22 protein-coding genes are annotated in these 22,806 nt (G+C 74.6%); 5 read left to right on the forward strand and 17 right to left on the reverse strand.

Features of this window, described 5'->3' with window-relative positions; genetic code table 11:
• Window positions 1-155: 155 nt before the first annotated feature.
• The 7 genes from AKI01S_RS40915 to AKI01S_RS40945 all read right to left on the reverse strand — a co-directional run bounded on the left by AKI01S_RS40915 (window position 156) and on the right by AKI01S_RS40945 (window position 6,311).
• Entirely contained in the window at window positions 156-698 is a 543-nt protein-coding gene (locus tag AKI01S_RS40915) for an RNA polymerase sigma factor (protein ID WP_084000749.1), read from the reverse strand.
• A gap of 72 nt (window positions 699-770) precedes the next feature.
• Window positions 771-1,934 carry a pyridoxal phosphate-dependent aminotransferase gene (locus tag AKI01S_RS40920; protein ID WP_084000750.1) on the reverse strand — a complete coding sequence of 388 codons (1,164 nt, stop codon included), beginning with the start codon at window positions 1,932-1,934 and terminating at the stop codon, window positions 771-773.
• A 59-nt stretch (window positions 1,935-1,993) separates the two neighbouring features.
• Window positions 1,994-2,683: a hypothetical protein gene (locus tag AKI01S_RS40925; protein WP_157420523.1), complete on the reverse strand. Its 690-nt coding sequence runs from the start codon at window positions 2,681-2,683 to the stop codon at window positions 1,994-1,996.
• On the reverse strand, window positions 2,674-3,279 hold the full coding sequence (locus tag AKI01S_RS40930) for a response regulator transcription factor (protein ID WP_067831065.1): 606 nt from the start codon (window positions 3,277-3,279) through the stop codon (window positions 2,674-2,676). The genes AKI01S_RS40925 and AKI01S_RS40930 overlap by 10 nt, the downstream gene beginning before the upstream one ends.
• Window positions 3,276-4,499 carry a sensor histidine kinase gene (locus tag AKI01S_RS40935; RefSeq protein ID WP_245681994.1) on the reverse strand — a complete coding sequence of 408 codons (1,224 nt, stop codon included), beginning with the start codon at window positions 4,497-4,499 and terminating at the stop codon, window positions 3,276-3,278. Before AKI01S_RS40935 ends, AKI01S_RS40930 begins: the two co-directional genes overlap by 4 nt.
• 43 nt (window positions 4,500-4,542) lie before the next feature.
• Window positions 4,543-5,385, reverse strand: a complete 843-nt coding sequence (locus AKI01S_RS40940) for an ABC transporter permease (protein ID WP_067831070.1) — start codon at window positions 5,383-5,385, stop codon at window positions 4,543-4,545.
• On the reverse strand, window positions 5,382-6,311 hold the full coding sequence (locus AKI01S_RS40945) for an ABC transporter ATP-binding protein (protein ID WP_067831073.1): 930 nt from the start codon (window positions 6,309-6,311) through the stop codon (window positions 5,382-5,384). Before AKI01S_RS40945 ends, AKI01S_RS40940 begins: the two co-directional genes overlap by 4 nt.
• Window positions 6,312-6,433: 122 nt before the next feature.
• Between AKI01S_RS40945 and AKI01S_RS40950 the strand changes: the two genes are divergently transcribed.
• Together AKI01S_RS40950 and AKI01S_RS40955 are read left to right on the forward strand one after the other, a co-directional pair.
• Window positions 6,434-7,225: a carbon-nitrogen hydrolase family protein gene (locus AKI01S_RS40950; protein ID WP_067831076.1), complete on the forward strand. Its 792-nt coding sequence runs from the start codon at window positions 6,434-6,436 to the stop codon at window positions 7,223-7,225.
• Between the two features lie 57 nt (window positions 7,226-7,282).
• Complete coding sequence (locus AKI01S_RS40955) at window positions 7,283-7,762, forward strand: SRPBCC family protein (RefSeq protein ID WP_067831079.1); 480 nt, start codon at window positions 7,283-7,285, stop codon at window positions 7,760-7,762.
• A gap of 394 nt (window positions 7,763-8,156) precedes the next feature.
• Here AKI01S_RS40955 and AKI01S_RS40960 read toward each other — a convergent pair whose 3' ends face one another.
• Together AKI01S_RS40960 and AKI01S_RS40965 are read right to left on the reverse strand one after the other, a co-directional pair.
• The gene (locus AKI01S_RS40960) at window positions 8,157-9,773 is read right to left on the reverse strand and encodes a phytoene desaturase family protein (RefSeq protein WP_067831081.1); all 1,617 of its coding nucleotides are present in this window, start codon (window positions 9,771-9,773) and stop codon (window positions 8,157-8,159) included.
• Between the two features lie 75 nt (window positions 9,774-9,848).
• The gene (locus AKI01S_RS40965) at window positions 9,849-10,487 is read right to left on the reverse strand and encodes an NAD(P)-dependent oxidoreductase (RefSeq protein WP_067831084.1); all 639 of its coding nucleotides are present in this window, start codon (window positions 10,485-10,487) and stop codon (window positions 9,849-9,851) included.
• Between the two features lie 83 nt (window positions 10,488-10,570).
• On the opposite strand from AKI01S_RS40965, the gene AKI01S_RS40970 reads away from it, so the two are divergent.
• Window positions 10,571-11,143 (forward strand): TetR family transcriptional regulator, encoded by a 573-nt coding sequence (locus AKI01S_RS40970; protein WP_067831088.1) that lies wholly within the window; start codon window positions 10,571-10,573, stop codon window positions 11,141-11,143.
• 115 nt (window positions 11,144-11,258) lie between these two features.
• On the opposite strand, the gene AKI01S_RS40975 is transcribed toward AKI01S_RS40970, so the two are convergent.
• From AKI01S_RS40975 to AKI01S_RS41010, 8 genes are all read right to left on the reverse strand, one after another.
• On the reverse strand, window positions 11,259-12,260 hold the full coding sequence (locus tag AKI01S_RS40975; RefSeq protein WP_067831090.1) for a methyltransferase: 1,002 nt from the start codon (window positions 12,258-12,260) through the stop codon (window positions 11,259-11,261).
• A gap of 81 nt (window positions 12,261-12,341) precedes the next feature.
• On the reverse strand, window positions 12,342-13,688 hold the full coding sequence (locus AKI01S_RS40980; RefSeq protein WP_067831092.1) for a glycosyl hydrolase family 18 protein: 1,347 nt from the start codon (window positions 13,686-13,688) through the stop codon (window positions 12,342-12,344).
• A gap of 158 nt (window positions 13,689-13,846) precedes the next feature.
• Window positions 13,847-15,187 (reverse strand): APC family permease, encoded by a 1,341-nt coding sequence (locus AKI01S_RS40985; protein ID WP_067831093.1) that lies wholly within the window; start codon window positions 15,185-15,187, stop codon window positions 13,847-13,849.
• A gap of 15 nt (window positions 15,188-15,202) precedes the next feature.
• Window positions 15,203-16,486: a cytosine deaminase gene (gene codA / locus AKI01S_RS40990; protein ID WP_067831094.1), complete on the reverse strand. Its 1,284-nt coding sequence runs from the start codon at window positions 16,484-16,486 to the stop codon at window positions 15,203-15,205.
• A complete protein-coding gene (locus tag AKI01S_RS40995) occupies window positions 16,483-17,886 on the reverse strand; it encodes a purine-cytosine permease family protein (protein WP_067831096.1) in 1,404 nt (467 codons plus the stop codon). Before AKI01S_RS40995 ends, codA begins: the two co-directional genes overlap by 4 nt.
• Before the next feature lie 72 nt (window positions 17,887-17,958).
• Complete coding sequence (locus AKI01S_RS41000; protein ID WP_084000751.1) at window positions 17,959-19,242, reverse strand: YncE family protein; 1,284 nt, start codon at window positions 19,240-19,242, stop codon at window positions 17,959-17,961.
• An 8-nt stretch (window positions 19,243-19,250) separates the two neighbouring features.
• Window positions 19,251-20,642, reverse strand: a complete 1,392-nt coding sequence (locus tag AKI01S_RS41005) for an acyl-CoA synthetase (RefSeq protein WP_067831097.1) — start codon at window positions 20,640-20,642, stop codon at window positions 19,251-19,253.
• Window positions 20,642-21,808, reverse strand: a complete 1,167-nt coding sequence (locus tag AKI01S_RS41010; RefSeq protein WP_067831099.1) for a CaiB/BaiF CoA transferase family protein — start codon at window positions 21,806-21,808, stop codon at window positions 20,642-20,644. Before AKI01S_RS41010 ends, AKI01S_RS41005 begins: the two co-directional genes overlap by 1 nt.
• 66 nt (window positions 21,809-21,874) lie before the next feature.
• Here AKI01S_RS41010 and AKI01S_RS41015 point away from each other — a divergent pair, with 66 nt between their 5' ends.
• Window positions 21,875-22,570 carry a uridine kinase family protein gene (locus AKI01S_RS41015; protein WP_067831100.1) on the forward strand — a complete coding sequence of 232 codons (696 nt, stop codon included), beginning with the start codon at window positions 21,875-21,877 and terminating at the stop codon, window positions 22,568-22,570.
• A 47-nt stretch (window positions 22,571-22,617) separates the two neighbouring features.
• The coding region (locus tag AKI01S_RS41020; protein WP_218010018.1) for a hypothetical protein at window positions 22,618-22,806 on the forward strand (189 nt) is incomplete at its 3' end.

The raw sequence follows: 22,806 nt of genomic DNA on the forward strand, positions 1-22,806 counted from the left end.
GGACGCGGCGGACACGGCGGGCACGGCGCGCAGGGCGTGGGCGAGGTCGGTGTCGCGGCGGCGCGCGTGGGCGTCCTCGGCCAGCTCGTCCAGGGCGGCGGGACGCAGGTCGCGGAAGATCTTGTCGGTGGTGTCGTTCACGATGGCTCCAGGGTTCACGAGGTCGCGCGCTCGGCGACGCGGGAGACGGCGGATCGGGGGGCCGGGTTCTGCTCCAGCGCGCGGGTCAGGCGCCTGCGGGCGCGGTGCAGCCGCACGAAGAACGCGGCCGACGTGCAGCCCAGCACCTTCGCCGCCTGGCGCGGCTCCAGACCGTGCCAGTTGACCAGGGCGAGGACCTCCAGGTCGCGTTCGGGCAGCCCGGCGATCGCGGCCAGCGCCACGTCGCGTTCCACCACGTGCTCGGCCACGTCCCAGGCGGCCAGGTCCTGCGGCGTGGTCAGCGTCCTGATCCGCTCGGCCAGCACCCGGCCCCTGCGGCCGTGGTCGTACTGCTTGCGCACCAGGTTGCGGGCGGTGCCCAGCAGCCACGGCAGGGCGGGGTCGCGGACGTCGCCCAGCCGCCGCCAGGCGATCAGGAAGGTCTCGCTGACGATGTCCTCGGCCGTGTGCGGCTCGGCGTGCGTGAGCGCGTACGCCAGCACCCGCCGGTAGTACGTGTCGTACATGCGGGTGAAACGGGATTCGGGATCATCCACGAAGTCCCCTTGGGGTCGGAGGGAGTTGTCGTGAAGTAGTCCCGGGAACCCGCGCCCGTTTACACCCCGGTCTCAGGAAAGCCGCGACAGGCGTTCCACGGCCTCGTCGATGACGCTCTCCCGCTTGCAGAACGCGAACCGCACGAAGTGCGCGCCGTTCTCGGGCCGCTGGTAGAACACCTGCGTGGGGATCGCCACCACCCCCGCCCGCTCCGGCAGCGCCCTCGCCAGCTCCATCCCGTCGGTGAACCCCAGCGGCCGGATGTCGGCCTGCACGAAGTAGGTGCCCTGCGGCCGGAACGTCTTGAACCCCGCCGCCTCCAGCCCGGTGACCAGCCGGTCGCGCTTGGCCTCCAGCGACCGGCGCAGCTCCTCCACCCACGGCATCTCGTGGCGCAGCGCGTAGGCGGTGGCGCGCTGCCACGGCCCGCCGGTCGCGTAGGTGAGGAACTGCTTGACCGTCTGCACGGCCCGCACGTACGCCGCGGGCCCGGTGACCCAGCCGGTCTTCCAGCCGGTCACCGAGAACGTCTTGCCGACCGAGGAGACGGTGAGGGTGCGCTCGCGCATCCCCTCCAGCGTCGCCAGCGGAACGTGCCGCGCGCCGTCGTAGGTGAGGTACTCGTACACCTCGTCGGTGACCGCGACCAGATCGTGCTCGCGGCACACGTCCGCGATGACCTGGAGCTCCTCGCGGGTGAAGACGGTGCCCGCCGGGTTGTGCGGGGAGTTCACCAGCAGCAGGCGGGTGCGCGGGGTGACGGCGGCGCGCAGCTCGTCCGGGTCGAAGGTGAACCGGTCCCCGTCGGGCCGCAGCAGCACCGGCCGCAGCGTCGCCCCGGCCAGCGCGACCGTCGCGGCGTAGGAGTCGTAGGTCGGCTCGAACGCGATCACCTCGTCGCCCGGCCCGGCCAGCGCCAGCACGGACGCGGCGATGCCCTCGGTCGCGCCGACGGTGACGTAAACCTCGGTGGCCGGGTCGTAGGCGAGCCCGTACCGGTCGAGCTTCTGCGCGGCGACGGCCTCCCGCAGCTCGGGCAGCCCGGGGCCGGGCGGGTACTGGTTGCCGCCGCCCCGGATCGCCTCGACGGCGGCCTCCAGCATCGCGGCCGGGCCGTCCTCGTCCGGAAAGCCCTGGCCCAGGTTGATCGCGCCGGTCCGCACCGCCAGCGCCGACATCTCGGCGAAGATCGTCGTACCGAAACCGCGCATCCGGGCAACCAGGGGTTCGCTCACCCCTGCACCTTAACCACCCGGGATTCCCTCCCCGCAACCATGGGGCGGGGGTGTCGGGTCTAGCGGTCGGTGCGTTCCCGACGGTCGTCGGGGAGGTCGGCGGCGAGGCGTTCGAGTTCCTCGCGGTGCGACAGCCAGGCGGCCGGGTCGCCCTGGCCGTCGACGTCGACGACGCGGACGTGCGGGGCCAGGCGTCCGACGGCGGTCCGCAGCGCCTTCTCGTTGAGGAACCAGTCGCGGCGGCGCACGTAGGCGGCGACGCCCACGCCCTCGGCGGTGGCCGCGACACTCTTCAGGGCCTCGTCCACGCGCTCGCGGAGCAGCGGGTCGAGGTCGCCGCGGGTGCGGGCGCGGTCCAGGCGGCGGCGCAGCGACCGGAAGTCGCCGGGGACGCCGTTCCTGAGCTGGACGCCGACGAACCGCGGCGGCGGCGCCGAGGTCCCGGTCCCCGCGGAGCCGAACAGCACGATCGCCGCGACGTCCTCCCACGGCGCGAACTGCGGCGCGGCGCTCCTCGGCCATCCCGCCAGGAAGACGCCCTCGGCGTCCAGGCGCAGCGCCACTCCCCCGGCGCGCCGGATCCGCTCCAGCCGCAGCCCGAACGCCGCGCCCCACGCCACCAGGAACACCGCGAGCACGCCCAGGGCCGGGCCGGGCGCCGCCCGGACGGCCATGAACCCCGTCACGCCGACCCCCGGCAGGAGGAACAGCAGGGGGACGACCGGAACGAAGCGGAAGGTCATATCCATCCCATCTCCCGGGCGGCGCGGACGGCGGCGAGGCGGTTGGACTCGCCGAGCTTCGCCATCGCGGTCGACAGGTAGTTGCGGACGGTGCCCTCCGACAGGTGCAGCAGCGTCGCGATGCGGGCGGTCTCGGTGCCCGCGCCGAGGAGGCGGAGGATCTCGCGTTCGCGTGCGGTGAGGGGGTTGTCCCCGGCGGCCATGGCGGTGGCGGCGAGCTCGGCGTCCAGGTAGCGGCCGCCCGCGTGGACCTTGCGGATCGCCGCCGCCAGCTCGTCGGTGGAGGCGTCCTTGGCGACGAACCCGCGGACCCCGGCGGCCATGGCGCGGCGCAGGTAGCCGGGGCGGCCGAGGCTGGTGAGGATGACGACCGAGCAGCGGGCGCCCGCCTCGCGCAGCCGCTCGGCGACGGTGAGGCCGTCCGCGCCGGGCATGTCGATGTCCAGCACCGCCACGTCGGGGTCGTGGGCGGCGACGGCGGCGGCGACCTCGTCGCCCCGGCCGGCCTCGGCGACGACCGTCAGGTCGCCCTCCAGGCCGAGCAGGGCCGCGACGGCGCCGCGGATGAGGTGCTCGTCGTCGGCCAGCAGGATCCGGATCACGCGGTGCTCCGCACGGGCTCGGCGTCGGGCGCGGCGCCGGACAGCGGGACCACCGCGCGCAGCAGGAACCCGTCGCGGCCGTGCCGCCCGGCGCTGAGGGCGCCGCCGACCACGGCGAGGCGTTCGGTGAGCCCGGCCAGTCCCGAGCCGGGCTCGGCTCCGGCGGCGCGGACACCGTCGTTGTTCATCTCCAGGACCACGGACTCACCGTAGACGGTGAGCGAGATCGAGCAGCGCCGGGCCTCGCTGTGCTTGATGACGTTGGTCGCGCCCTCCCGGATCGCCCACGCCAGCACCGAGCGGGCCTCCGGCGGCAGGTCGGCGGGCACCGCCCCGATCTCGCAGCGGACTCCGGCGGCCTCCAGCACGGCCCGCACGCCCGCCAGCTCGGCGTCCAGCTCGACGGCGCGGTAGCCGCGCACGGCGGCGCGGACCTCGCGCAGGGCCTCGCGGGCGGCGCGCCGCACGTCGGCCATCTCGGCGCGGGCGCGGGCCGGGTCGTTCTCGGCCATCCGGATGGCCAGCTCGCTCTTGACCGCGATGAGCGACAGGCTGTGGCCGAGCAGGTCGTGCAGGTCGCGGGAGAAGCGCAGGCGTTCCTCGGTGACGGCCATCCGGGCGAGGGCCTCGCGGGCGTGGTGGGCCTCCAGGTGCAGGTCCCACATGCCGCGCTGGTAGCGGTTGACGAACGCGGCGAGCGCGCCGCCGCCGAAGACGGCGGCGAACCCGCCGAGGATCCCCAGCCAGTCGGTCGGCCGTCCGGGCTCGTCGACGTGGAACGCCAGGCCCACGACGACGATGGTCACGGCGGCGGTGCCCGCGCAGTACGCCAGGAGCCGCCGGGCGCTCATCGGGGACAGCGCCACGGCCGACACCCAGAACATCCCGGTCACCGCCCACAGGGGGTTGTAGGCGGCCAGCAGGATCAACGCGAAGGTGACCAGGCCGGTCCAGACGATGTCGCGGGTGCCCGCGCCGCCCTCCAGGCCGGTGCGGACCAGCCGCATGTAGCCCCACAGCAGCAGGCCCGTGCCCGCCAGGGCGGGCGGGGCCAGCGCCACCGGCATCGTCCCGTCGCCGAGGCCGTGGACCAGGGCCGCCAGGGCCGGGACCAGGAACCCGATCCCGGCGATGACGAAGGTCCGGTAGGTCGTCCGCTGGTACCTGGCGAGCCGCCGGTCGTCCAGCGCCTCCAGCTCGGCCGTCGTCGCGGTGTCCATCTCCACCTGATCCCTCGGTTCCGGTGCCAGCAGGGTAGCGATCTCAGCCCCGGCGGGGCTCCCAGCGGAACCAGCGCCGCGCCGCGTACACGCCGAGCGCGGTCCACACCGCCAGCACCGCGAACGAGGGCGCGGTCACCGCCCAGGCCCCGGCGGAGCCGACCGTCTCGTGGGTCGCGGCGGCGTGGAAGTCGCGGCCGAGGTAGCCGGTGCGGACGATCTCCACGACCGGGCTGAGCGGCAGCCAGTGCGCGGCCTGCTGGGCCCAGCCGGGCAGCGCCGCCAGCGGGAACATCACGCCCGCCCCGGCCATGCAGCCGAACATCACCGGCAGGACGGTGAGCTGGGCCATGTCGGAGTTGGGGGTGATCCCGGCGAACACGAACCCCAGCAGCGCGAAGACCACCGCCCCGCCGAGCATGCCCGCCAGCATCAGCGGGAGGTTGGCGGGCGGGCCGCCGCCGAGCGCCGTCATGAGCAGCACCAGCAGCGCCGTCGCCTGCGCCAGGTACAGGGCGACGGAGGTGAGGACGCTGCCGCACAGGATCTCGGCGTCCGACAGGGAGGTGCCGCGCAGCCGCTTGAGGGTGAGGTCCTCGCGGCGGGCGGTGAAGACGTTCACCAGGTTCATGAACACCGCGAAGATCAGGAAGAACGCCAGATGGCCGGTGCCCTGCATCAGCGCGGCGTCCAGCCCGTCCATGCGCTTCCCGCGCGCCGGCAGCAGCAGCGCGCCGAACATCAGCGGCAGGCCCGCGACGGTGAACAGGGCGGTGCGGTTGCGCCACAGCAGCGTCAGGTCGAGCCGCGCGATGCGGACCAGCGCCGAGGGGCGCACGTCGGGCAGGCGCGGGGCGGACCCGCGGGCGGCGGCGGTCGGGTTCATCGGGTGGCTCCTTCGGCGGTGCGCAGGAAGACGTCCTCCAGGGAGGCGCTGCGGGCCTGCAGGCCGTCCAGCCGGACGGCGTTCTCCTCGGCCCAGCTCAGCAGTTCGTACAGGACGCGCTGCAGGTCGTCGCCGGTGGTGGTGTAGGTGGCGACGGGGGCGCCGCCCTCGACCGTGACCTCGGCGGAGCGTCCGCGCGGCGCCGGCAGGTCGGCGACCTGGAGACGGTCGGGGACGCGGAAGCTGACGCGGTCGCCGTGCCCGGCCAGGACCTCGGCGAGGGTGCCGCTCAGCTCGATCCGGCCGCGGTGCATCATCGCCAGCCGGTCGGCGAGCTGCTCGGCCTCCTCCAGGTAGTGGGTGGTGAGCAGCACGGTGGTGCCGTCGGCGACCAGGTCCCGCACGGTCCGCCAGGTCGCGTGCCGGGCCTCGGGGTCCATCCCGGTGGTCGGCTCGTCCAGGAACATGACCTCGGGGCGGCCGAGCAGCGCCAGCGCCAGGTCCAGGCGGCGTTTCTGGCCACCCGACAGCTGCCGGGTCCGCACCCCGGCCTTGTCGCGCAGGTCCACCAGGTCCAGCACCTCGTCGCGGGAACGCGCCCGGGGCGTGAAGCCGCGCCAGTGGTCGACGGTCTCGGCGACGGTCAGCTCGCCGAAGAAACCGCACTCCTGGAGCATGATCCCGACGCGTTCGCGGACGGCGCGGCGTTCGCGGTGCGGGTCGCGGTCCAGCACCCGCACGGCTCCGGAGTGGGCGGGGCGGAAGCCCTCCAGTGTTTCGAGCGTGGTGGTCTTGCCCGCGCCGTTGGTGCCCAGGAGCGCGAACAGCTCGCCCCGGCGGACCTCGAACGAGATCCCCGCGACGGCCTCGAAGTCCCCGTACCGCTGGCGCAGGTCCACCACCCGGATGACTGGTTCGTTGCTCATGCCCCCAGCGTCCCGGGGGGCCGTCCGGGCGGGTAGAAGTCGCTGTCACCGGTTCGGGCGGCGGTTGTCAGGCGTTCGGGATGACATCTGTCATCCGCCCCGGCATCGGGCAGACTGGGGCCATGCGCGTAGCCCTGTGCCAGATCGAGGTCGGCGACGACCCCAAGGAGAACCTGGACCGGATCGTCGGCGCGATCGCCGAGGCCGGCGACGCGGACCTGGCGGTCTTCCCCGAAGCGTCGCAGGTGAGGTTCGGCAACGTCCTGGCGGAGGCTGCCGAGCCGCTGGACGGGCCGTTCGTGACGGCCGTCCGGGCGGCGGCGCGCGAGCACGGGACGGCCGTGCTGGTCGGGGTGTTCGAGCCCGCACCGGACGGCCGCGTGTACAACACGGTGGTGGGGATCGAGGCGACCGGGGAGATCGCCGGGTCCTACCGGAAGCTGCACCTGTTCGACGCGTTCGGCGACCGCGAGTCCCAGCACGTGGCCGCGGGTGACAGGCCGGTGGTGCTCGACCTGGCGGGCACGCGGATCGGCGTGATCACCTGCTACGACGTGCGCTTCCCGGAGCTGGCGCGGGAGCTGGTGGACCGCGGCGCGGAGATCCTGGCGATCCCGGCCGCGTGGGCGCAGGGGGTGTTCAAGGAGGAGCACTGGACGACCCTGGTCCGGGCCCGCGCCGTCGAGAACACCGTCTGGGTGGTCGCGGTGGACAAGGCCCCCGACCGCACCCGCCCCCCGAAGGGGGCGCCGGGAGGCGTGGGCCGCAGCCAGCTGATCGACCCGATGGGAGTGGTCCTGACCGATCTGGGCCCCCACGCGCGGGTCCAGGTCATGGAGCTGGACCCGGCGCTGACCGAGAAGGTCCGGGAGTTCCTCCCCAGCCTGTCCCACCGCCGCCGGGACGTCCTCTAGGAACGCGCCGGAGCCGCCCGCAGGTGATTTCGGTGGCGTGGCGGGTAAGCGCTGGCCATGGCCGTACGACAAGCTTTCATCGCCGCCTCTCCCAAGGACGTGTGGGCCGCGCTCGCCGACGGCGGGCGGTACGCCGACTGGGTGGTCGGCACCCGCGCGATCCTGCACGAGGATCCCGACTGGCCCGCGGTCGGGTCGCGGATCGAGTTCGAGGCCGGGATCGGGCCGCTGACCCTGCGCGACCAGACGGTGGTGCGGATCTGCGAACCGCCGGAGCGGCTGGAGATGGAGATCAAGGCCGGGGTGCTCGGGGCGGCGCGGGTGGCGTTCCAGCTCATCGAGTGGGGCGAGGGCACCGTGGTGATCGTGGACGAGCATCCGCTGCGCGGCCTGGCCGGGGGCCTGCACGGTCCGCCCGGCGAACTGGTGCTGCACCTGCGCAACCGGCTGATGCTGCGCAACCTGCGGCAGGTGGTGCACGACGAGCGCGAGAAGCGCACCCCCACCGGCCAGACCAAGCCCGCAGAACAGACCTGAGCCCACCCAACAGACCTGAGCCCGCTGAACACACCGGGTCCCGCCGAACCAGAGCCCGCCGGATCTAGGCCCGCCGGGGCCTACCGGGACGGACCAAGGTGGGGCGGGCCGGACCAGGGCAGGCCGAGCCCAACCAGAGCAGGCCAAGCCCAACCAGAGCAGGCCAAGCCCAACCAGAGCAGGCCGAGCCCAACCAGAGCAGGCCGAGCCCAACCAGAGCAGGCCGAGCCCAGCCAGGGCGGGCCGGACCAGGGTGGGCCGGACCAGGGTGGGCCGGACCGGCCCGGATCAGGGCCGGTCCGCACTAGGAGCAGGCCGGGCCGAACCAGGGGCAGGCCGGGACGGAAGAGCGGGCCGGGGCGAAACAGGGCGGGCCGGGGCGGGCCTGTTTCGGTCAGTGGCGGTGTAGGGCTCGCTGGGCTGCTGTCAGGGCCGTGTTCAGTACGCGGCGGGCCGGGCCGTCGGTGCGGAGGGCGGCGCGGGCGGCGTTGGCGCCGCAGGCGCCGTGCACGCCGCCGCCCGGGTGCGCGGAGGCCGAGGCCAGGTACAGGCCGGCGACGGGGGTCTCGGGGCGGCCGGTGCCGGGGGTGGGGCGGAACACGAGCTGCTGGTGGATCGCGGCGGTGCCGCCGTTGAGCGCCCCGCCCACCAGGTTGGCGTTCCGGTCCTGGAGGTCGGGCGGGGCGAGGACGCGGCGCTCGACGACCAGGTCGCGGAATCCGGGCGCGTACCGCTCGATCTGGGCCTCGACGCGGTCGGCCATCGCCTGGCGTTCCCGCTCGTCCCAGACGCCGGTGATGCCCGCGTCGCCCGCGTCGGAGGCGATCCGCTGGGGGACGTGGGTGTAGGCCCAGGCCGACTCGGTCCCGGCCGGAGAGCGGCTGGGGTCGGCGGTGGTCATCTGCCCCACCAGCGTGAACGGCTCGGCCGGGACCCGCCCGGTGACCACCTGGGCGGTGAAGTCGGTCAGCGCGTCCATCCCCGCGGCCAGGTGCACGGTCCCGGCCCGCCGCGCGCCCTCCGCCGTCCACGGGATCGGGCCCGACAGGGCCCAGTCGGTCTTGAAGGTGGAGAAGTCCCACTGGAAGCGCCGCATGTCGTCGCGCAGCCGCGCCGGCAGGTGCTCCCAGCCGACCAGGCCGCCGTACAGGGCGGGGGCGGCCACGTCGGCCAGCACGGCGCGGGTGGCGCGGATCCGCTCGCCGTCGGCGGTGCGCACCCCGAGCGCCCGCCCGTCCCGCACGATCACCTCGGTGACCGGGGTGGCGCAGCGGACCGTGCCCCCCTGCGCCTCCAACCGCCTGACCAGGGCGCCGGTCAGCTCACCGGCGCCGCCCTCGGGGACCGGCCAGCCGTACTGCTGGCCCAGCATCGCCAGCAGCCAGCCGAACGCCGACCCGCCCGCCGCCTCGGGGAACAGGTCCGCGTGCAGCGCCGATCCGGCCAGCAGCAGCGGCCCGCCCGGGCCGGTGAACTCCTCCTCGCCGAGGCGGCGCACCGGCAGCAGCATCATCCGCGCCAGCCGCAGCCCCCCGGCCGCGCGCACCTTGCGCGCCAGCGCCGCCCCCGCCCGGACCGGCGGGAAGGGGCTGAACAGCGCCGCGACCACGTCGTCGCCGAGCTCCTCCCACAGCCGGTACAGCCGCAGCCACGCCTCGCCGTCGCCCTTGCCCAGCTCCTCCAGGGACGCGGCGGTCCGGTCGGGGTCGCGCTCCAGCACCGCGCAGCCGCCGTCGGGCAGCGGGTGCGCCATCACGGCCGGGGCGTGCCGCCAGCGCAGCCCGTGGCGTTCCAGCCCCAGGGCCCCGATCGCGGGAGAGGCCACGCCCAGCGGGTAGAAGGCGCTGAACATGTCGCTGATGTAGTCGGGATGCACGCCCCGGTCGCTGCGCACCGCCCCGCCCGGGACGGGCTGGGCCTCCAGGACGGTCACCCGCCATCCGGCGTCGGCCAGTACGTTCGCCGCGACCAGGCCGTTGGGCCCGGCACCGATCACCACCGCGTCAGCCATGCCATCCCGTCTACCCGAGGTTCACCGAACCTATCGTCCTCGCGGCCCGGTTCTCGTCGGGGCCCGGTGCGCGGGTCAGTTCGCGACGTAGACCACCCGGCCGACCGCCGACGGGTCGTCGGCCAGGTCCACGAACGCCTTGCCCAGGTCGGCGCGGGTGATGGTGCGGCCGCCCCGGACGTCGAGACCGTCGGCGCGGCGGTAGGAGCCCCTGGCGGGCTTGTCGAGCAGGCGGGGCGGGCGGACGATCGTCCAGTCCAGGCCGGAGTCCCGGACGGTCCGTTCGGCGTCGCGCAGGTCCGCGTAGGGGTGGGCCAGGACCCGCTGGACCAGCGGCTTGAGCACCAGGCGGGTGACCGGGTCGTCGCCGCGGCTCGTCTCCAGGGCGCTGGCGCTGATCAGCAGGAGGCGCCGGGCCCCGGCGGCCCGCATGGCGGCGACGATGCTCCGCGCGCTGTCGGCGCTGACGGTGGTGGGCGCGCGGCCCGCCCGGCTGCCGATCGCGGTGACGACGGCGTCGGCGCCCTTGACGGCGTGCTCGACGGCGCGGGGGTCCATGGCGTCGGCCTGCGCGACCTCGACGCGTTCGCGCAGGTCGGCGGGGAGCTTGGCGGGGTCGCGGACGACGGCGGTGACGGCGTGCCCGGCCGTCAGCGCGGCCCGCACGACCTGGAGGCCGGTGCCCCCGGTCGCCCCGAACACGGTGATCTTCATGAGGTGCCTCTTCCTCGTGGGGGTGAGTAAATGTTCACTAACCCCTATGATGAGTAAGTCTTCACTCACCGTCAAGGGGGGTCATGAGCGCGCGGGAACGGATCCTGGACGCGGCGGCCGACATCATGCGGACGCAGGGTGTGGCGCGGGCGACCACCAAGGAGATCGCCCGCGCCGCCGGGTACAGCGAGGCACTGATCTACAAGCACTTCCGGGACAAGGAGGAGCTGCTCAGCCGCGTCCTGCTGGAGCGGATGCCCTCGTTCACCGAGAGCCTCAAGCCCGGCGAGGGCACCGTGGCGGGCAACCTGACGGCGTTCGCCCACAACGCCCTGCGCTTCTACCGGCGCGCCTTCCCGATGATGGCCTCCTTCGCGGCCCAGCCGGCGCTGATCGCGGCGTCCCGCGCGAACCTCGAACGGCGCGACGCGGGCCCCCGCTACCCGATCGATCGCCTCGGCGCCTACCTCGCCGCCGAACGCGACCTCGGCCGCCTCGGCCCCGGCGTCGACCCCGAGGCGCTGGCGGCGCTCCTGGTGGGCGCCTGCTTCCAGCAGGGCTTCCTGCACTACTTCGCGGTGGGCCCGGAGGGCGACGACCTCCCCGAATCCGTCGCCACCGCCCTGGTCCGGGCCCTCTCCCCCGCCCTCGGCTAGAGCCCGTTCCACAGTGGACCCCGGCCCTGCACGCGAGCCCGCCACCTGACCCGCGGGCCCGCGGACAGGGCTCGGAAGCACAGACCAGAGCGCGTTCCACAGCCGTCGGGTCTGGTCAGGCGTGGAGTTCCAGGACCAGGCGGGTGGGGGCCCGGTCCACTCGTGTCACCTTCAGCCCGGCCTCGGCGGCGAGCGCGGTCAGCTCCTCCACGCCGCGGTCGGGGTCGGCGGTGGTGGCCTCCAGCCACAGCGCCAAGGCCGTGCCGGGCCAGTGGGGACCCTCGGCCCGGTGGACCTCGGACACGAGGATCCCGCCGTCGCGCCCGGCGGCGTCGGCGCAGTTGCGCAGCAGCCGGACGGCGCCGTCGTCGTCCCAGTCGGCGAGCACGGCCGACAGCAGGTAGACGTCGGCGCCCGCGGGCAGCGGCTCGAAGAAGCCGCGCCCCACGGCGGCGGCCCGGTCGGCCAGCCCGGACTCCGCGAAGCGCCGCCGCGCCACCCGCGCGAAGACGGGCAGGTCCAGCAGGGTCGCGCGCAGGTGCGGGTGCCGGACGAGCAGCGCCTCGACCAGCGCGCCGGTGTTGCCGCCCACGTCCACGAACGTGCGCGCCGCGCTCCAGCACGGGTGCTCCACCAGCACCTCGGCGTCGAACGCCGGCGCCGTCGGGGCCTGGGAACGCAGCTCGTCGTCCGCGTCGCCGCGCCCGTCGACGTACGACCACAGGTCGGTGCCGAACATGCGGCGGTAGACCGGCTCGCCCGTGCGCAGCGTGTGCAGCAGGTGGATGACGGACAGCTCGGTCTGGCCGGTGACACCGTCGAGGTCCAGTGGGGCGAACGGCCACGGCGCGCCGTCCTCCCGCCGCAGCGCCGATCCCAGTTCGGTGAGGCGGTAGCGGCCGTCGTCGAAGGCGAGGAGGTCGAGGCTCACCAGGTGGCGCAGGAGTTTGCCGAGCGGCCGTGGCCGGGTGCCGGTGCGCCGGGCGAGCTCGGCGGGCGTCGCGCCGTCGTCGCCGATGCGGTCCGCGATGCGGAGGGTGACCGCCGCCCGGACCGCCATGGGCGTGACCAGGTCGGCCAGCGCGGTGATCTGCTGGTGGAGCGTGCCGTCGGTCATCGGGTCGCCCTCTCGGGTCGCGTGGTCGCCGGGCGGGGGAGGCGCGATGGCGCCCGCCGGTGACGGCGGGCGCCATCGGCGTCACCTCTCCGACTGGCGGCCCTGGAGGGCGCGGACGTTGTCGCCGAACGTCCAGCCCTTCGAGCCGTCCCAGTTGATGGACCAGGTCATCAGGCCCTTCAACGCGCCGTTGTAGTGGTTCCACGCCTGGGCGACCAGGCTCGGGGACATGTACCCGCCGCCCGCGCCGGGCTGGGCGGGCAGGCCCGGGGCCTGCTTGTCGTAGGGGACGCGGATCGTCGTGCCCTGGATCACCAGGCCCCTGTTCAGGCAGTCGGTCTGCGCGGTGAAGCCCTGGACGGTGCCCGCCTGGTAGGAGTCGCCCGAGCAGCCGTACATGCTGCCGTTGTAGTACTGCATGTTCAGCCACCACAGGCGGCCGTTGTCGGCGTACTTCTTGACGATCGGCAGGTAGGCGCCCCAGATCGAGCCGTAGGTCACGCTGCCGCCGGTCACGTACGCCGTCTCCGGGGCCATCGTCAGGCCGAACTGCGGCGGCATCCGCTCCAGCACGCCGTCGATGATGCGGATCAGGTTGGCCTGCGAGGCGGACGGCCGGGTGATGTCGCCGCTGCCGGTCAGGCCGGTCTCGATGTCGATGTCGATGCCGTCGAAGTTGTAGCGCTTCAGGATCGGCACCACGGTCTCCACGAAGCGGTCGGCGACCGCGGCGGAGGACAGGTCGATCCCGGCGGTCGCGCCGCCGATCGACATCAGGATCGTCGCCCCGGCGGCCTTGGCCGCGCACATCTCGGCGGGGGTGGCGACCTTCACCGTCGCGTCCATGCCGTCCTCCCACAGCACGGTGCCGTCGGAGCGGATGACGGGGAACGCCGCGTTGATCACGTTGTAGCCGTGCTGCCGGATGCGCGGGTCGGTGATCGGGGTCCAGCCGAACGGCGGGTGCACGCCGTTGCTGGCGCCGTCCCAGTTCTCCCAGTAGCCCACCAGGACCTTGCCCGCCGGTCTGCCCTTCACCGGGCAGGTGGCGTCGCCCGGCGGCGTGGTCGGCGTGGGCGTGGTCGTCGGGGTGGTCGTCGGCGTGGGTGTGGTCGTCGGCGTGGGCGTGGTGGGCGTCGGGGTCCCGTCGCACGCGCCCAGGTCGCGCCACAGCGTCGGGGTGTCGGCGGGGTTCCAGTTGGCGCCGGGGTGCGCGGTGTGCGCCGAGCGGGCCTCGTAGGCGCGGGACCGGTAGGTCACCTTGTCGCCGGTCCTGTAGGCCGATCCCTCGGTCCACGCCGGGTACGAGCACGGCACCGCGGCCGAACGGGCGGGCGGGGACAGCGCGGTCAGCGCGGTCAGGGACAGCAGCGCGGCGACGGCGGCCGCGACGAACGCGGCGAGCAGGGGCCTGCATCTGGTGGGCATCGTGGGCTCCTCGACGGAAGAACGGCGGAGGAGCCGACGCAATGCCAGACGGTTCCGCATGCGGGGTCGCGCGCGGAGCCGCCCGGACGCAGGCGTTACGACGGCGGGGGAACGCAGCCCCAGGGTAGCGGCGCCCACCCCGCCGGGAAAGACCCGATCTACGCCGGACGCCGGACCCGCCGGGTCACCGCCAGGACCAGCCCCAGGGCCAGCCAGACCGCCCCGACCGTCTTGGCCGGCGGGCTCGCGACCACGATGATCCAGATCGCCACCGCCGCGCCCAGCACCGGCACCGCCAGGTGCGGCAGCCACGCCCGGCTCCCCTTGCGCACCACGAAGTACCCGACCACCGAGGCGTGCAGCATCGTGAACGCCGCCAGCGCCCCGATGTCCACGATCGACACCAGCACGTCCAGACCGTCGTCGCGGCGGGCCGCCCACACCGACACCACCAGCGTCAGCGCGGCGGTCGTGAGCAGGGCCGTGCGGGGCACCCGCGAGCGCTCGTCCACCTTCGACAGCGCCCTCGGCAGGCCCCGGTCGCGGGCCATGCCGTACAGCAGGCGGGACGCGGCGGCCACCGCCGTCATCGCCGAGAACGCCGGGCCGATCCCCTTCACCAGCGCCAGCAGCGTCGACAGCCACGCGCCCAGCGCCGTGCCGGTCATGTCGTAGAACGCCGTCCCCTGCGCGGCGGGCCGCGCCGCCAGCTCCTGCGGCGTCAGCGGCATCAGCACCCCGGCCAGGTACGTCTGCGCCACGAACAGCAGCCCCGCCACGCCCAGGCAGACCAGGACCGCGCGGCCCACCTGCCGCGCGTCCCCGGCGTTCTCCTCGGCGAACGAGGCGATGGCGTCGAACCCCAGGTACGACAGCACCGCGATCGACACCGCGCCCATGACCAGCGTCGGGGTCGCGCCGCCGGTGCCCAGGAACGGCGCGGTCCACGGCCGCGCCGGGCCGTGCGCGACCAGCACGGCGACCGCCACCACCACGAAGACCGCCAGCAGCGCGATCTCCACGACGATGACGACGAACCCGACGCGCGCCGCCAGCCGCACCCCGGCCAGGTTCAGGGCGGTCGTCACCGCGAACGCCGCCACCGTGAACACCCACGCCGGGACCGAGGGGACCAGCGAGTGCAGCGCGATCCCGCAGAACAGGTACGCCACCGACGGGATCAGCAGGTAGTCCAGCATCGCCAGCCACCCGGCCAGGAACCCGGCGGGGCGGCCCAGCCCGGCCGAGGCGTAGGCGAACACCGAGCCCGCGTGCGGGATCTCCCGCGACATCCGCGCGTAGGAGTAGGCGGTGAACCCCATCGCCACGGTCGCGATCACGTAGACGGCGGCGACCGCGCCGGAGCTCCTGGCGTCCAGCACCCCGTACACGCCGACGGGGGCGAGCGGCCCGATGAACAGCAGCCCGTAGACGATGAGGTCGCGCAGCGACAGGCTGCGGCTCAGCGTCCCGGCCGTCGGCTCCCCGGTCGACGTCATGGGTCCCCCTCGCGGTTACCGGTCTCGTTCGCGGACGAAGTCGATGTCCTCGGGGGCGCGGCCCGGCCAGGTCAGCCGGGTGGGGGCGGCGGGGGTCTCGGCGACCAGGCGGCCGTGCGCGACGACGTGGCCGGGCCGGGTCTGGCGGCGCACCGCGTCGAAGGGGGAGGCGGCGGGCAGCACCACGAACGACGCCGGGCGCCCCTCCTCGACGCCGTAGCGGTCGCCGAGCGACAGCACGCGCGCGGCGCGTTCGGTCACCATCGCGAACGCCTCGTCGATCTCGGCGGCCCCGGTGAGCTGCGCGGCGGCGACGCCGACCAGCGCGACCTGGAGCGGGCTGGCGGTGCCGAGCGGGAACCAGGGGTCCATCACGTCGTCGTGGCCGAACGCCACGTTCACGCCCGCGCCCAGCATCTCCTTGACCTGGGTGAGGCCGCGCCGCCTGGGATAGCCGTCGAAGCGGCCCTGGAGGCACAGGTTGGCCAGCGGGTTGCAGACCAGGTTGACGCCCGAGCGGGCCAGGATGCGCTGGAGCTTGTAGGAGTAGGCGCCGTTGTAGGAGCCCATGGCGGTGGTGTGGGAGGCGGTGGCCCGCGACCGCAGCCCGCCGCGCCGCGCCAGCGTCGCCAGGACCTCCACGAACCGGGACTGCTCGTCGTCGATCTCGTCGCAGTGCGCGTCCAGCATCAGCCCGTGCCGCTGGGCGATGTCGAAGGCGACCTTCAGCGACCGCACCCCGTCCTCGCGGGTGTCCTCGAAGTGCGGGATCGCGCCGATCGCGTCCACGCCGCGCCGCGCCGCCTCCTCCAGCAGCTCCGGCCCGTTGTCGAAGGAGACGATCCCCTCCTGCGGGAACGCCACCAGTTGCAGGTCGATCACGTCGCGGACGCTCTCCCGCACCTCGACCATCGCGTCCAGGGCGACCAGCTCGGGGTCGGTGACGTCCACGTGGCTGCGCACGTGCAGCACGCCGTTGGCGGCGTACCAGCGCAGCACCTCCGACGCCCGCGCGACCACGTCGTCGTGGGTGAGGGTCCGCTTGCGCTCGCTCCAGACCGCGATGCCCTCCCACAGCGACCCGGAGGCGTTCCAGCGCGGCTCCCCGGCCGTCAGCGTGGTGTCCAGGTGGACGTGGGGCTCCACGAACGGCGGGCTGACCAGCGCGCCGTCCGCGTCGAGGAAGGTGTCGCCGCTCCCCCGCCCGGCGGGCAGGATCCGCCCGAAGCGCCCGCCGTCGATCTCGACGTCGAACGCGCCGTCGCGGCCGAGCAGGCGGGCGTTGCGCAGCAGTCTCACGCGAGGGTCCCCTTCCGGCGGGAGGACAGCAGCAGGTACAGGCCCCCGGCGACGACGGCCCCGGCGAGCCACGACAGGTCGACGCCGCCGAGCGCCCGCGCGGCGGGGCCCCGCAGGGCGGCGGGCACCCCGTACTGGAAGCACCAGGTGGCGGCCGCGCCCAGCGCGAACGCGGCCAGCCCGTCCCAGCGGAAGTCGCCGAGGCGCGAGCGTCCCGGCGGGTCGTAGAGGGCGTCGATGTCGACGTTCCGGCGACTGACGACGTAGAAGTGGACGGCCATGACGGCGGCCCACGGCACCACCCAGGTGACCAGCCCGGCCAGCCAGGCGTCCAGGGTGTGCGCGAAGTCCTCCTGGAAGATCAGCAGGATGGTGAAGACGGTCGCGAACGCGCCCACGCCGTAGGAGATCGCGCGCCGCGACACGTGCCAGTCGGCGGTCTGGGCGCACAGCGAGCACGAGTAGACGTTGAGGATGTTGGTGGCGATCGGGCCGTGCACGACCAGCAGCAGCACCGGGATCGCCAGCGCGCCGAACGCGTCCACGATCAGCCTGCCCGGGTCGGTGGTCTGGCTGACGGTGGCCAGCGACGCGCCGAGCACGCCGAGCCACACCACCGGCAGGAACTGCCCGAGCACGCTCGCCCAGTACAGCCGCGCCCGCGACAGCGTCTCCGGCACGAACCGCGAGTAGTCCGAGGCGTAGGCGAACCAGGTGATCCCCCAGCCCACGCCGATGGCCGTCATGACCGTGCTCATCGCCGACAGCCGGTCGATCCCGGTCAGGCCCCTGCCGGCGAAGTCCCAGCGCACGCCGGTCCTCGTCCAGGCGACGGCGGTCATCGCGGCGAGCACGACCAGCGTGACGGGAACGGTCCACTTCTCGAACGTCGCGATGGCGTGGAAGCCGGAGGCGGCGATCCACACCTGCAACCCCATGATGACCAGCACCACGGCGATCTTGGTGCCGGTCCCGCCGGAGATCCCGAGCTGGCCGAGCAGCGCCATCACCAGGTCCAGCACGATCCAGGTGTTGACGGCGCACCAGCCAGCCGACATCACGCCCTGCAGGATCGCGGGCAGGTAGGCCCCGCGCCGTCCGAACGCCGACCGGGCCAGCACCATCTGGGTCACCCCGGTCCGCTGCCCCATCAGGACGAACAGCCCGAACACCGACATCCCGATCAGGTTGCCGAGGACCAGCACCGTGACGGTGTCGGCCAGCCCCAGCCCGAGCTTGACGCCGAGGGCGCCCAGCACCCAGTTGATCGGGGCGATGTTGGCGCCCGACCAGATCCAGAACTGGTGCGCGGCGGTGGACTCGCGGGCGGCCGGGGGCACCGGCTCCAGCGAGTGCGCGGGGTCGTCGGCGGGCGGCGCGGCGGAAGGTGAGGTTCCCATATCAGTACGTCACGATAACGGCCGCCCCTTTCCGCCTTTTCGGTAAGGGTCAGTACCCGGGGAAGTGAACGGTCATGCGGGCAGGCGGAGGCGTTCCATGGCGGAACCGGTGACGGCGGCGAGCTCGCGGGCGCCCGGATGATGGCGGGCCGGGACGAAGCCGGGCACGGCGGCGGTGCGCTCGCCGGTGAACGGGTCCCACACCTCCAGCCCGTCGGGCCCGGCCGAGTACAGCCGCCGCGCGTCGCCGAACAGCGCGCCGCGCGGCCCGGGGAACACGTTCACCGGGCTGTCGTCGCCGTTGCCGGGGTGGACGAGCACCACGCCGTCGAGCAGCGCGATGTCGTCGGGGCCGATCCCGGCGATCGCGAACGCGTCCCCGGCCCAGGCCATCGGCCCGTCCCAGTGGTAGTCGCGGTAGGCCAGCCGCGTCAGGCCCTCCTCGGCGACCCGCGGCTCCCCCGACAGCCAGGCCCGCAGGTCCCAGGCGTAGGGGATGCCGACCGGCGCCCACACCCAGCCGTCGTCGACGATCCACCGGCCGTCCGGAGAGACGTGCAGCGCGCCGTGGAAGTAGTCGAGGGAGCTCTCCTTGTCGAGGGTCCGGTCGGTGAGCAGCTCGCCGGTGGCGGGGTCGGTGGCGTCCACGCGGTTCCAGTCGGTGCGGTGGACGACGACGGTGCGGCCCTCGTGCTCGGTGAACGCCAGCGAGAACGGCACGGTGTCGCACCGGTAGTCGCCGCCGTCCAGCTTCATGACGGTCCTTCCCGTCGCCAGGTCCACGACCGCGCCGTGGCGCCCGTAGTCGCGGACGACGGCCGCGAAGTCGCCGCGCGGGGCCACGTGCAGCCGCCGCCGCAGCTCCCCGCCGTTCCGCGCCTTGCCCTTCTCCGACGGCAGCCGCACCCGGGCCAGGACGGCGAAGTCGCCGGTGTCGGCGTCGAACCGCATGATCCGCCCGTCGTCGGTGAGCACCATCCACACCGGACGGTCCTCCCCGGCGACCGCCGCGAAGTCCACCGGCTCGCGCAGCCTGCGGGGCAGTTCGGTGCGGAACGGCACGGCCTCGAACGGCTCGGGCCGCCGCAGGATCTCCGGCTCGCCCCGCCAGCCGACCAGGGCGCGGTTGTCGGGGTCGTCGATCCGCTCGACGCAGCCCTCGCACGCCTCCAGCAGCTCCGGCTCGACGCCGTCGGCCCGCGCCTTGTCGCAGTCCTCGCAGCACAGGTGGTACTCCATGCCGCGGCCGGTCAGCAGGTGGACGTAGTCGTGGCTGAGCCCGTCCTCCCCCATCAGGTGGCGGCACATCAGCTTCGGGCCGAGCCGGGCGACGTGCCCGCAGGGGTGGACCTTCACCGTTCTCCCTACTTCAGGCGGGTTTTGACGACCTTACCCATCGCGTTGCGCGGCAGGGAGTCCACCAGGTACACCACGCGTGGCCGCTTGTGGGCGGACAGCCGCCCGGCCACGAAGTCGATGAGCTGCCGTTCCTCCACGCCGTCGGCGACGACGTAGGCGGTGACCTGTTCGCCGAGGTCGTCGTGCGGGGTGCCGACGACGGCGGCCTCGCGGACGGCCGGGTGCGCCAGCAGGGCGTCCTCGACCTCGCCCGCGCCGATCCGGTACCCGCCGGACTTGATCAGGTCGGTGGAGGCGCGGCCGACGATGCGATGCCAGCCGTCCGGGCCGACCACGGCGATGTCGCCGGTGCGGAACCAGCCGTCGGGGGTGAACGCCTCGGCCGTCGCGTCCGGCCGGTTCAGGTACCCGCCGAACACCATCGGCGCGCGGACGTGCAGCTCGCCCGGGGTCTCCCCGTCGTGCGGGACGGCGCTCCCGTCCTCGGCGGCCAGCCGCGTCGCCACGCCCGCCAGCGGCAGCCCCACGTGGCCGGGGCGGCGCTCGCCGCCGGCCCGCGCGCTCACGGTGATCAGCGTCTCGGTCATGCCGTACCGCTCCACGGGCCGGTGCCCGGTGAGGTCGGCGAGGCGGTCGAACACCGGGACCGGCAGCGGCGCGCTGCCCGACACCAGCAGCCGCGCCCCGCGCAGCGCCCGCGCCGCCTCCTCGTCGGCGCACACCCGCGACCACACGGTGGGGACGCCGAAGTACAGCGACCCGGCCGCCTCGGCGTACAGCTCGGGCCGGGGACGGCCGGTGTGGACCAGCGGCGAGCCCACGCGCAGCGCGCCCAGCACGCCGAGGACCAGGCCGTGGACGTGGAACAGCGGCAGCCCGTGCACCAGCGTGTCGTCGGGCGTCCACTCCCACGCCTCGGCGAGCGCGTCCAGCCCCGCCGCGACGGCCGAGCGCGTCACCGGCACGCCCTTGGGCGCGCCCGTCGTCCCGCTGGTGTACAGGACCAGCGCCGTCGCGTCGCCGGGGACGTCGGCGCGGACGCCGTCGCCGCGGGTCAGGTCGTCCACCGGCACGACCGGCGGGTCGCCGTCCCCGGCCTCGTACGCGCCGCGCGCCGCCAGCAGCAGCCGCGCGCCGGAGTCGCCGAGGATGTGGGCCCGTTCGGCGGGGCCGGAGTCGGGCGGCAGCGGCACGACCGGGACGCCCGCCAGGATCCCGCCGACCACCGCGACCACGGTCTCCAGCGAGGCGGTGGCGTGCACGGCGACGGCCTCCGCGCCCGCGATCTCGGCGGCGACGGCGGCGGCCCTGGTCAGCAGGTCCTCGCGCGCCAGCGCGCGCCCGGCGATCCGCACCGCCTGCGCGTGCTCTCCGGCCGGTCCTCCGAGCAGGTCCATCACGCGTTCCCCTCCTGTTCGTCCAGCCAGGCGAGCACCGCGTCGGTGTGCTGGCCGAGCCGCGGCGGCGCGGTGTGCGCCCGCGGCGGTTCGCCGTCGAAGCGCAGCGGCGGGCCGGGCAGCTCGATCGGGCCGAGGCCCGGATGGTCCACCTCGACGACCAGCCCCTGCGCGCGGGTCTGCGCCCATTCGTACACCTCGTCGATCGACCGGATCATCCCGGCCGGGACGCCCGCCGCGTCCAGGCGCGCCAGCCACTCGGCGCGGGTGCCCTCCTTCAGGGCCGTCTCGATCTCGGCGGTGAGCGCGGCGCGGCGGCGCGCCCGGTCCGGGACGGTGGCGTACCGGGGGTCGTCCGGGTCCAGGCCGACCAGCGGCGCGAACCGCCGCCACAGCCCCTGGTTGGCGATGCCGATCTGGATCTGCCCGTCGGCGCAGCGGAACGTCCCGTACGGCGCGATCGACGGGTGGTCGTTGCCCACCGACGCGGGCCGCTCCCGCGCGACCGTCCAGCGGGTGCCCTGGAACATGTGCGCGCCGACCACCGACGCCAGCAGCGAGGTCCGCACGACCCGGCCCCGGCCGGTGCGGGTGCGTTCGTAGAGCGCGGCCAGCACCCCGGCGACGCCGTTCTGCGCCGCCAGGATGTCGGCGATCGACAGACCGACCTTGCTGGGGCTGCCGGGCGGCCCGGTCACGCTCATGATGCCCGCCTCGGCCTGCACGATCGCGTCGTAGCCGGGGCGGTCGCCGTCCGGCCCGTCGTGCCCGAACCCGGTGATCGACAGGATGACGAGGCGCGGGTTGAGCTCGTGCAGCCGCCCGACGCCGAGACCGAGCCGGTCCATCACCCCGGCGCGGAAGTTCTCCACCAGCACGTCGGCGCGGCGCACCAGGCGCTCCAGCACCGCGCGGCCCGCCCCGGTCTTCAGGTCCAGCTCCACCGACTCCTTGTTGCGGTTGACCGACAGGTAGTAGGTGCTGACCTTCTCCCCGTCCGCCGCGTCCACGAACGGCGGCCCCCAGCCGCGCGTCTCGTCGCCGGTCCCCGGCCGCTCCACCTTGATCACGCGGGCGCCGAGGTCGGCCAGGGTCTGGGTGGCGTGCGGCCCGGCCACCACCCGGCTGAGATCGACCACCAGGACATCGTCGAGGGGACCGGGCAAGAACCGTCCTCCTTGCGGGAAGCGCCCGGCAAAGGCCGGGCGCGCGGGGCGCTTTCTGCTGGAAGTATGCCCTTCGTGCCCGGACAGACGATCTCCTACCCGGCCCTCGCCGCCCGGCTGGCCGCGCTGCCGCCCTCCTGCGGGCCGGTCCGGCTGGTGGCGGTGGACGGCCCGAGCGGCGCGGGGAAGTCGACGTTCGCGCCGCTGCTGGCGGCGGCGCTCGCCGAGCGCGCCGGCGGCGCCGTGCCGCTGGTGCGCTCCGACGACTTCCGCGTCCCCTGGGACGCCGACCCGCTGACCTGGTGGGAGCCGCTGCGCGCGGCGGTGCTGGAGCCGCTGTCGCGGGGCGTTCCCGGACGGCTGCGCCGCTACGACTGGCGCACCGGCTCCACCGGCCCCGAGGAGGAGATCCCGGCGGCCCCCGTGCTGGTCGTGGAGGGGGTCGGCGCGGCCTGGCGGGAATCGCCCGCCGCCTGCCGGATCTGGGTGGACGCGCCGCGCGGGCTGCGCCGCGCCCGCGCCCTGGCCCGCGACGGCGCGGACTGGGCCGACGCCTGGGAGGGCTGGTCGGAGCGGGAGGCGCGGCACTTCGCCGCCGACCGCACCCGCGACCGCGCCGACCTGCTGGTGGACGGCGCGCGCGTCGCGGCGCCCGAGATCCGGGTGACCGGCGTTCGGGAACCGTTCATGGATCGCTCCAAAAACTCACGGGAAACTCTCAGCCGCGGGGCAGGAGGCGATCAGTCCCGGCGCCGACCCTGAGGGGCACGTGCGCGCACCGGGCGCGCACGACACGCGCCGGGGGCGGTATGGAGCACGAACGGAGCACCGACGACACCGGAGAGATCCCGTTGCCGCCACGGCCGGAGAGCGGCGGGACGCGTCCCCCGCGCGGCCCGCGCCGGTGGCGGCCCGACCTGCTGGCCGCGCTGGTGGCGGCCCTGCTGATCGCGACCCCGGCCGCCGTCCTGGTGGCCGGGCGGAGCGGCGGCGACGCC

It is taken from the genome of Actinomadura kijaniata NBRC 14229 (assembly GCF_001552175.1).
GTDB classification, from domain to species: Bacteria; Actinomycetota; Actinomycetes; order Streptosporangiales; family Streptosporangiaceae; genus Spirillospora; species Spirillospora kijaniata.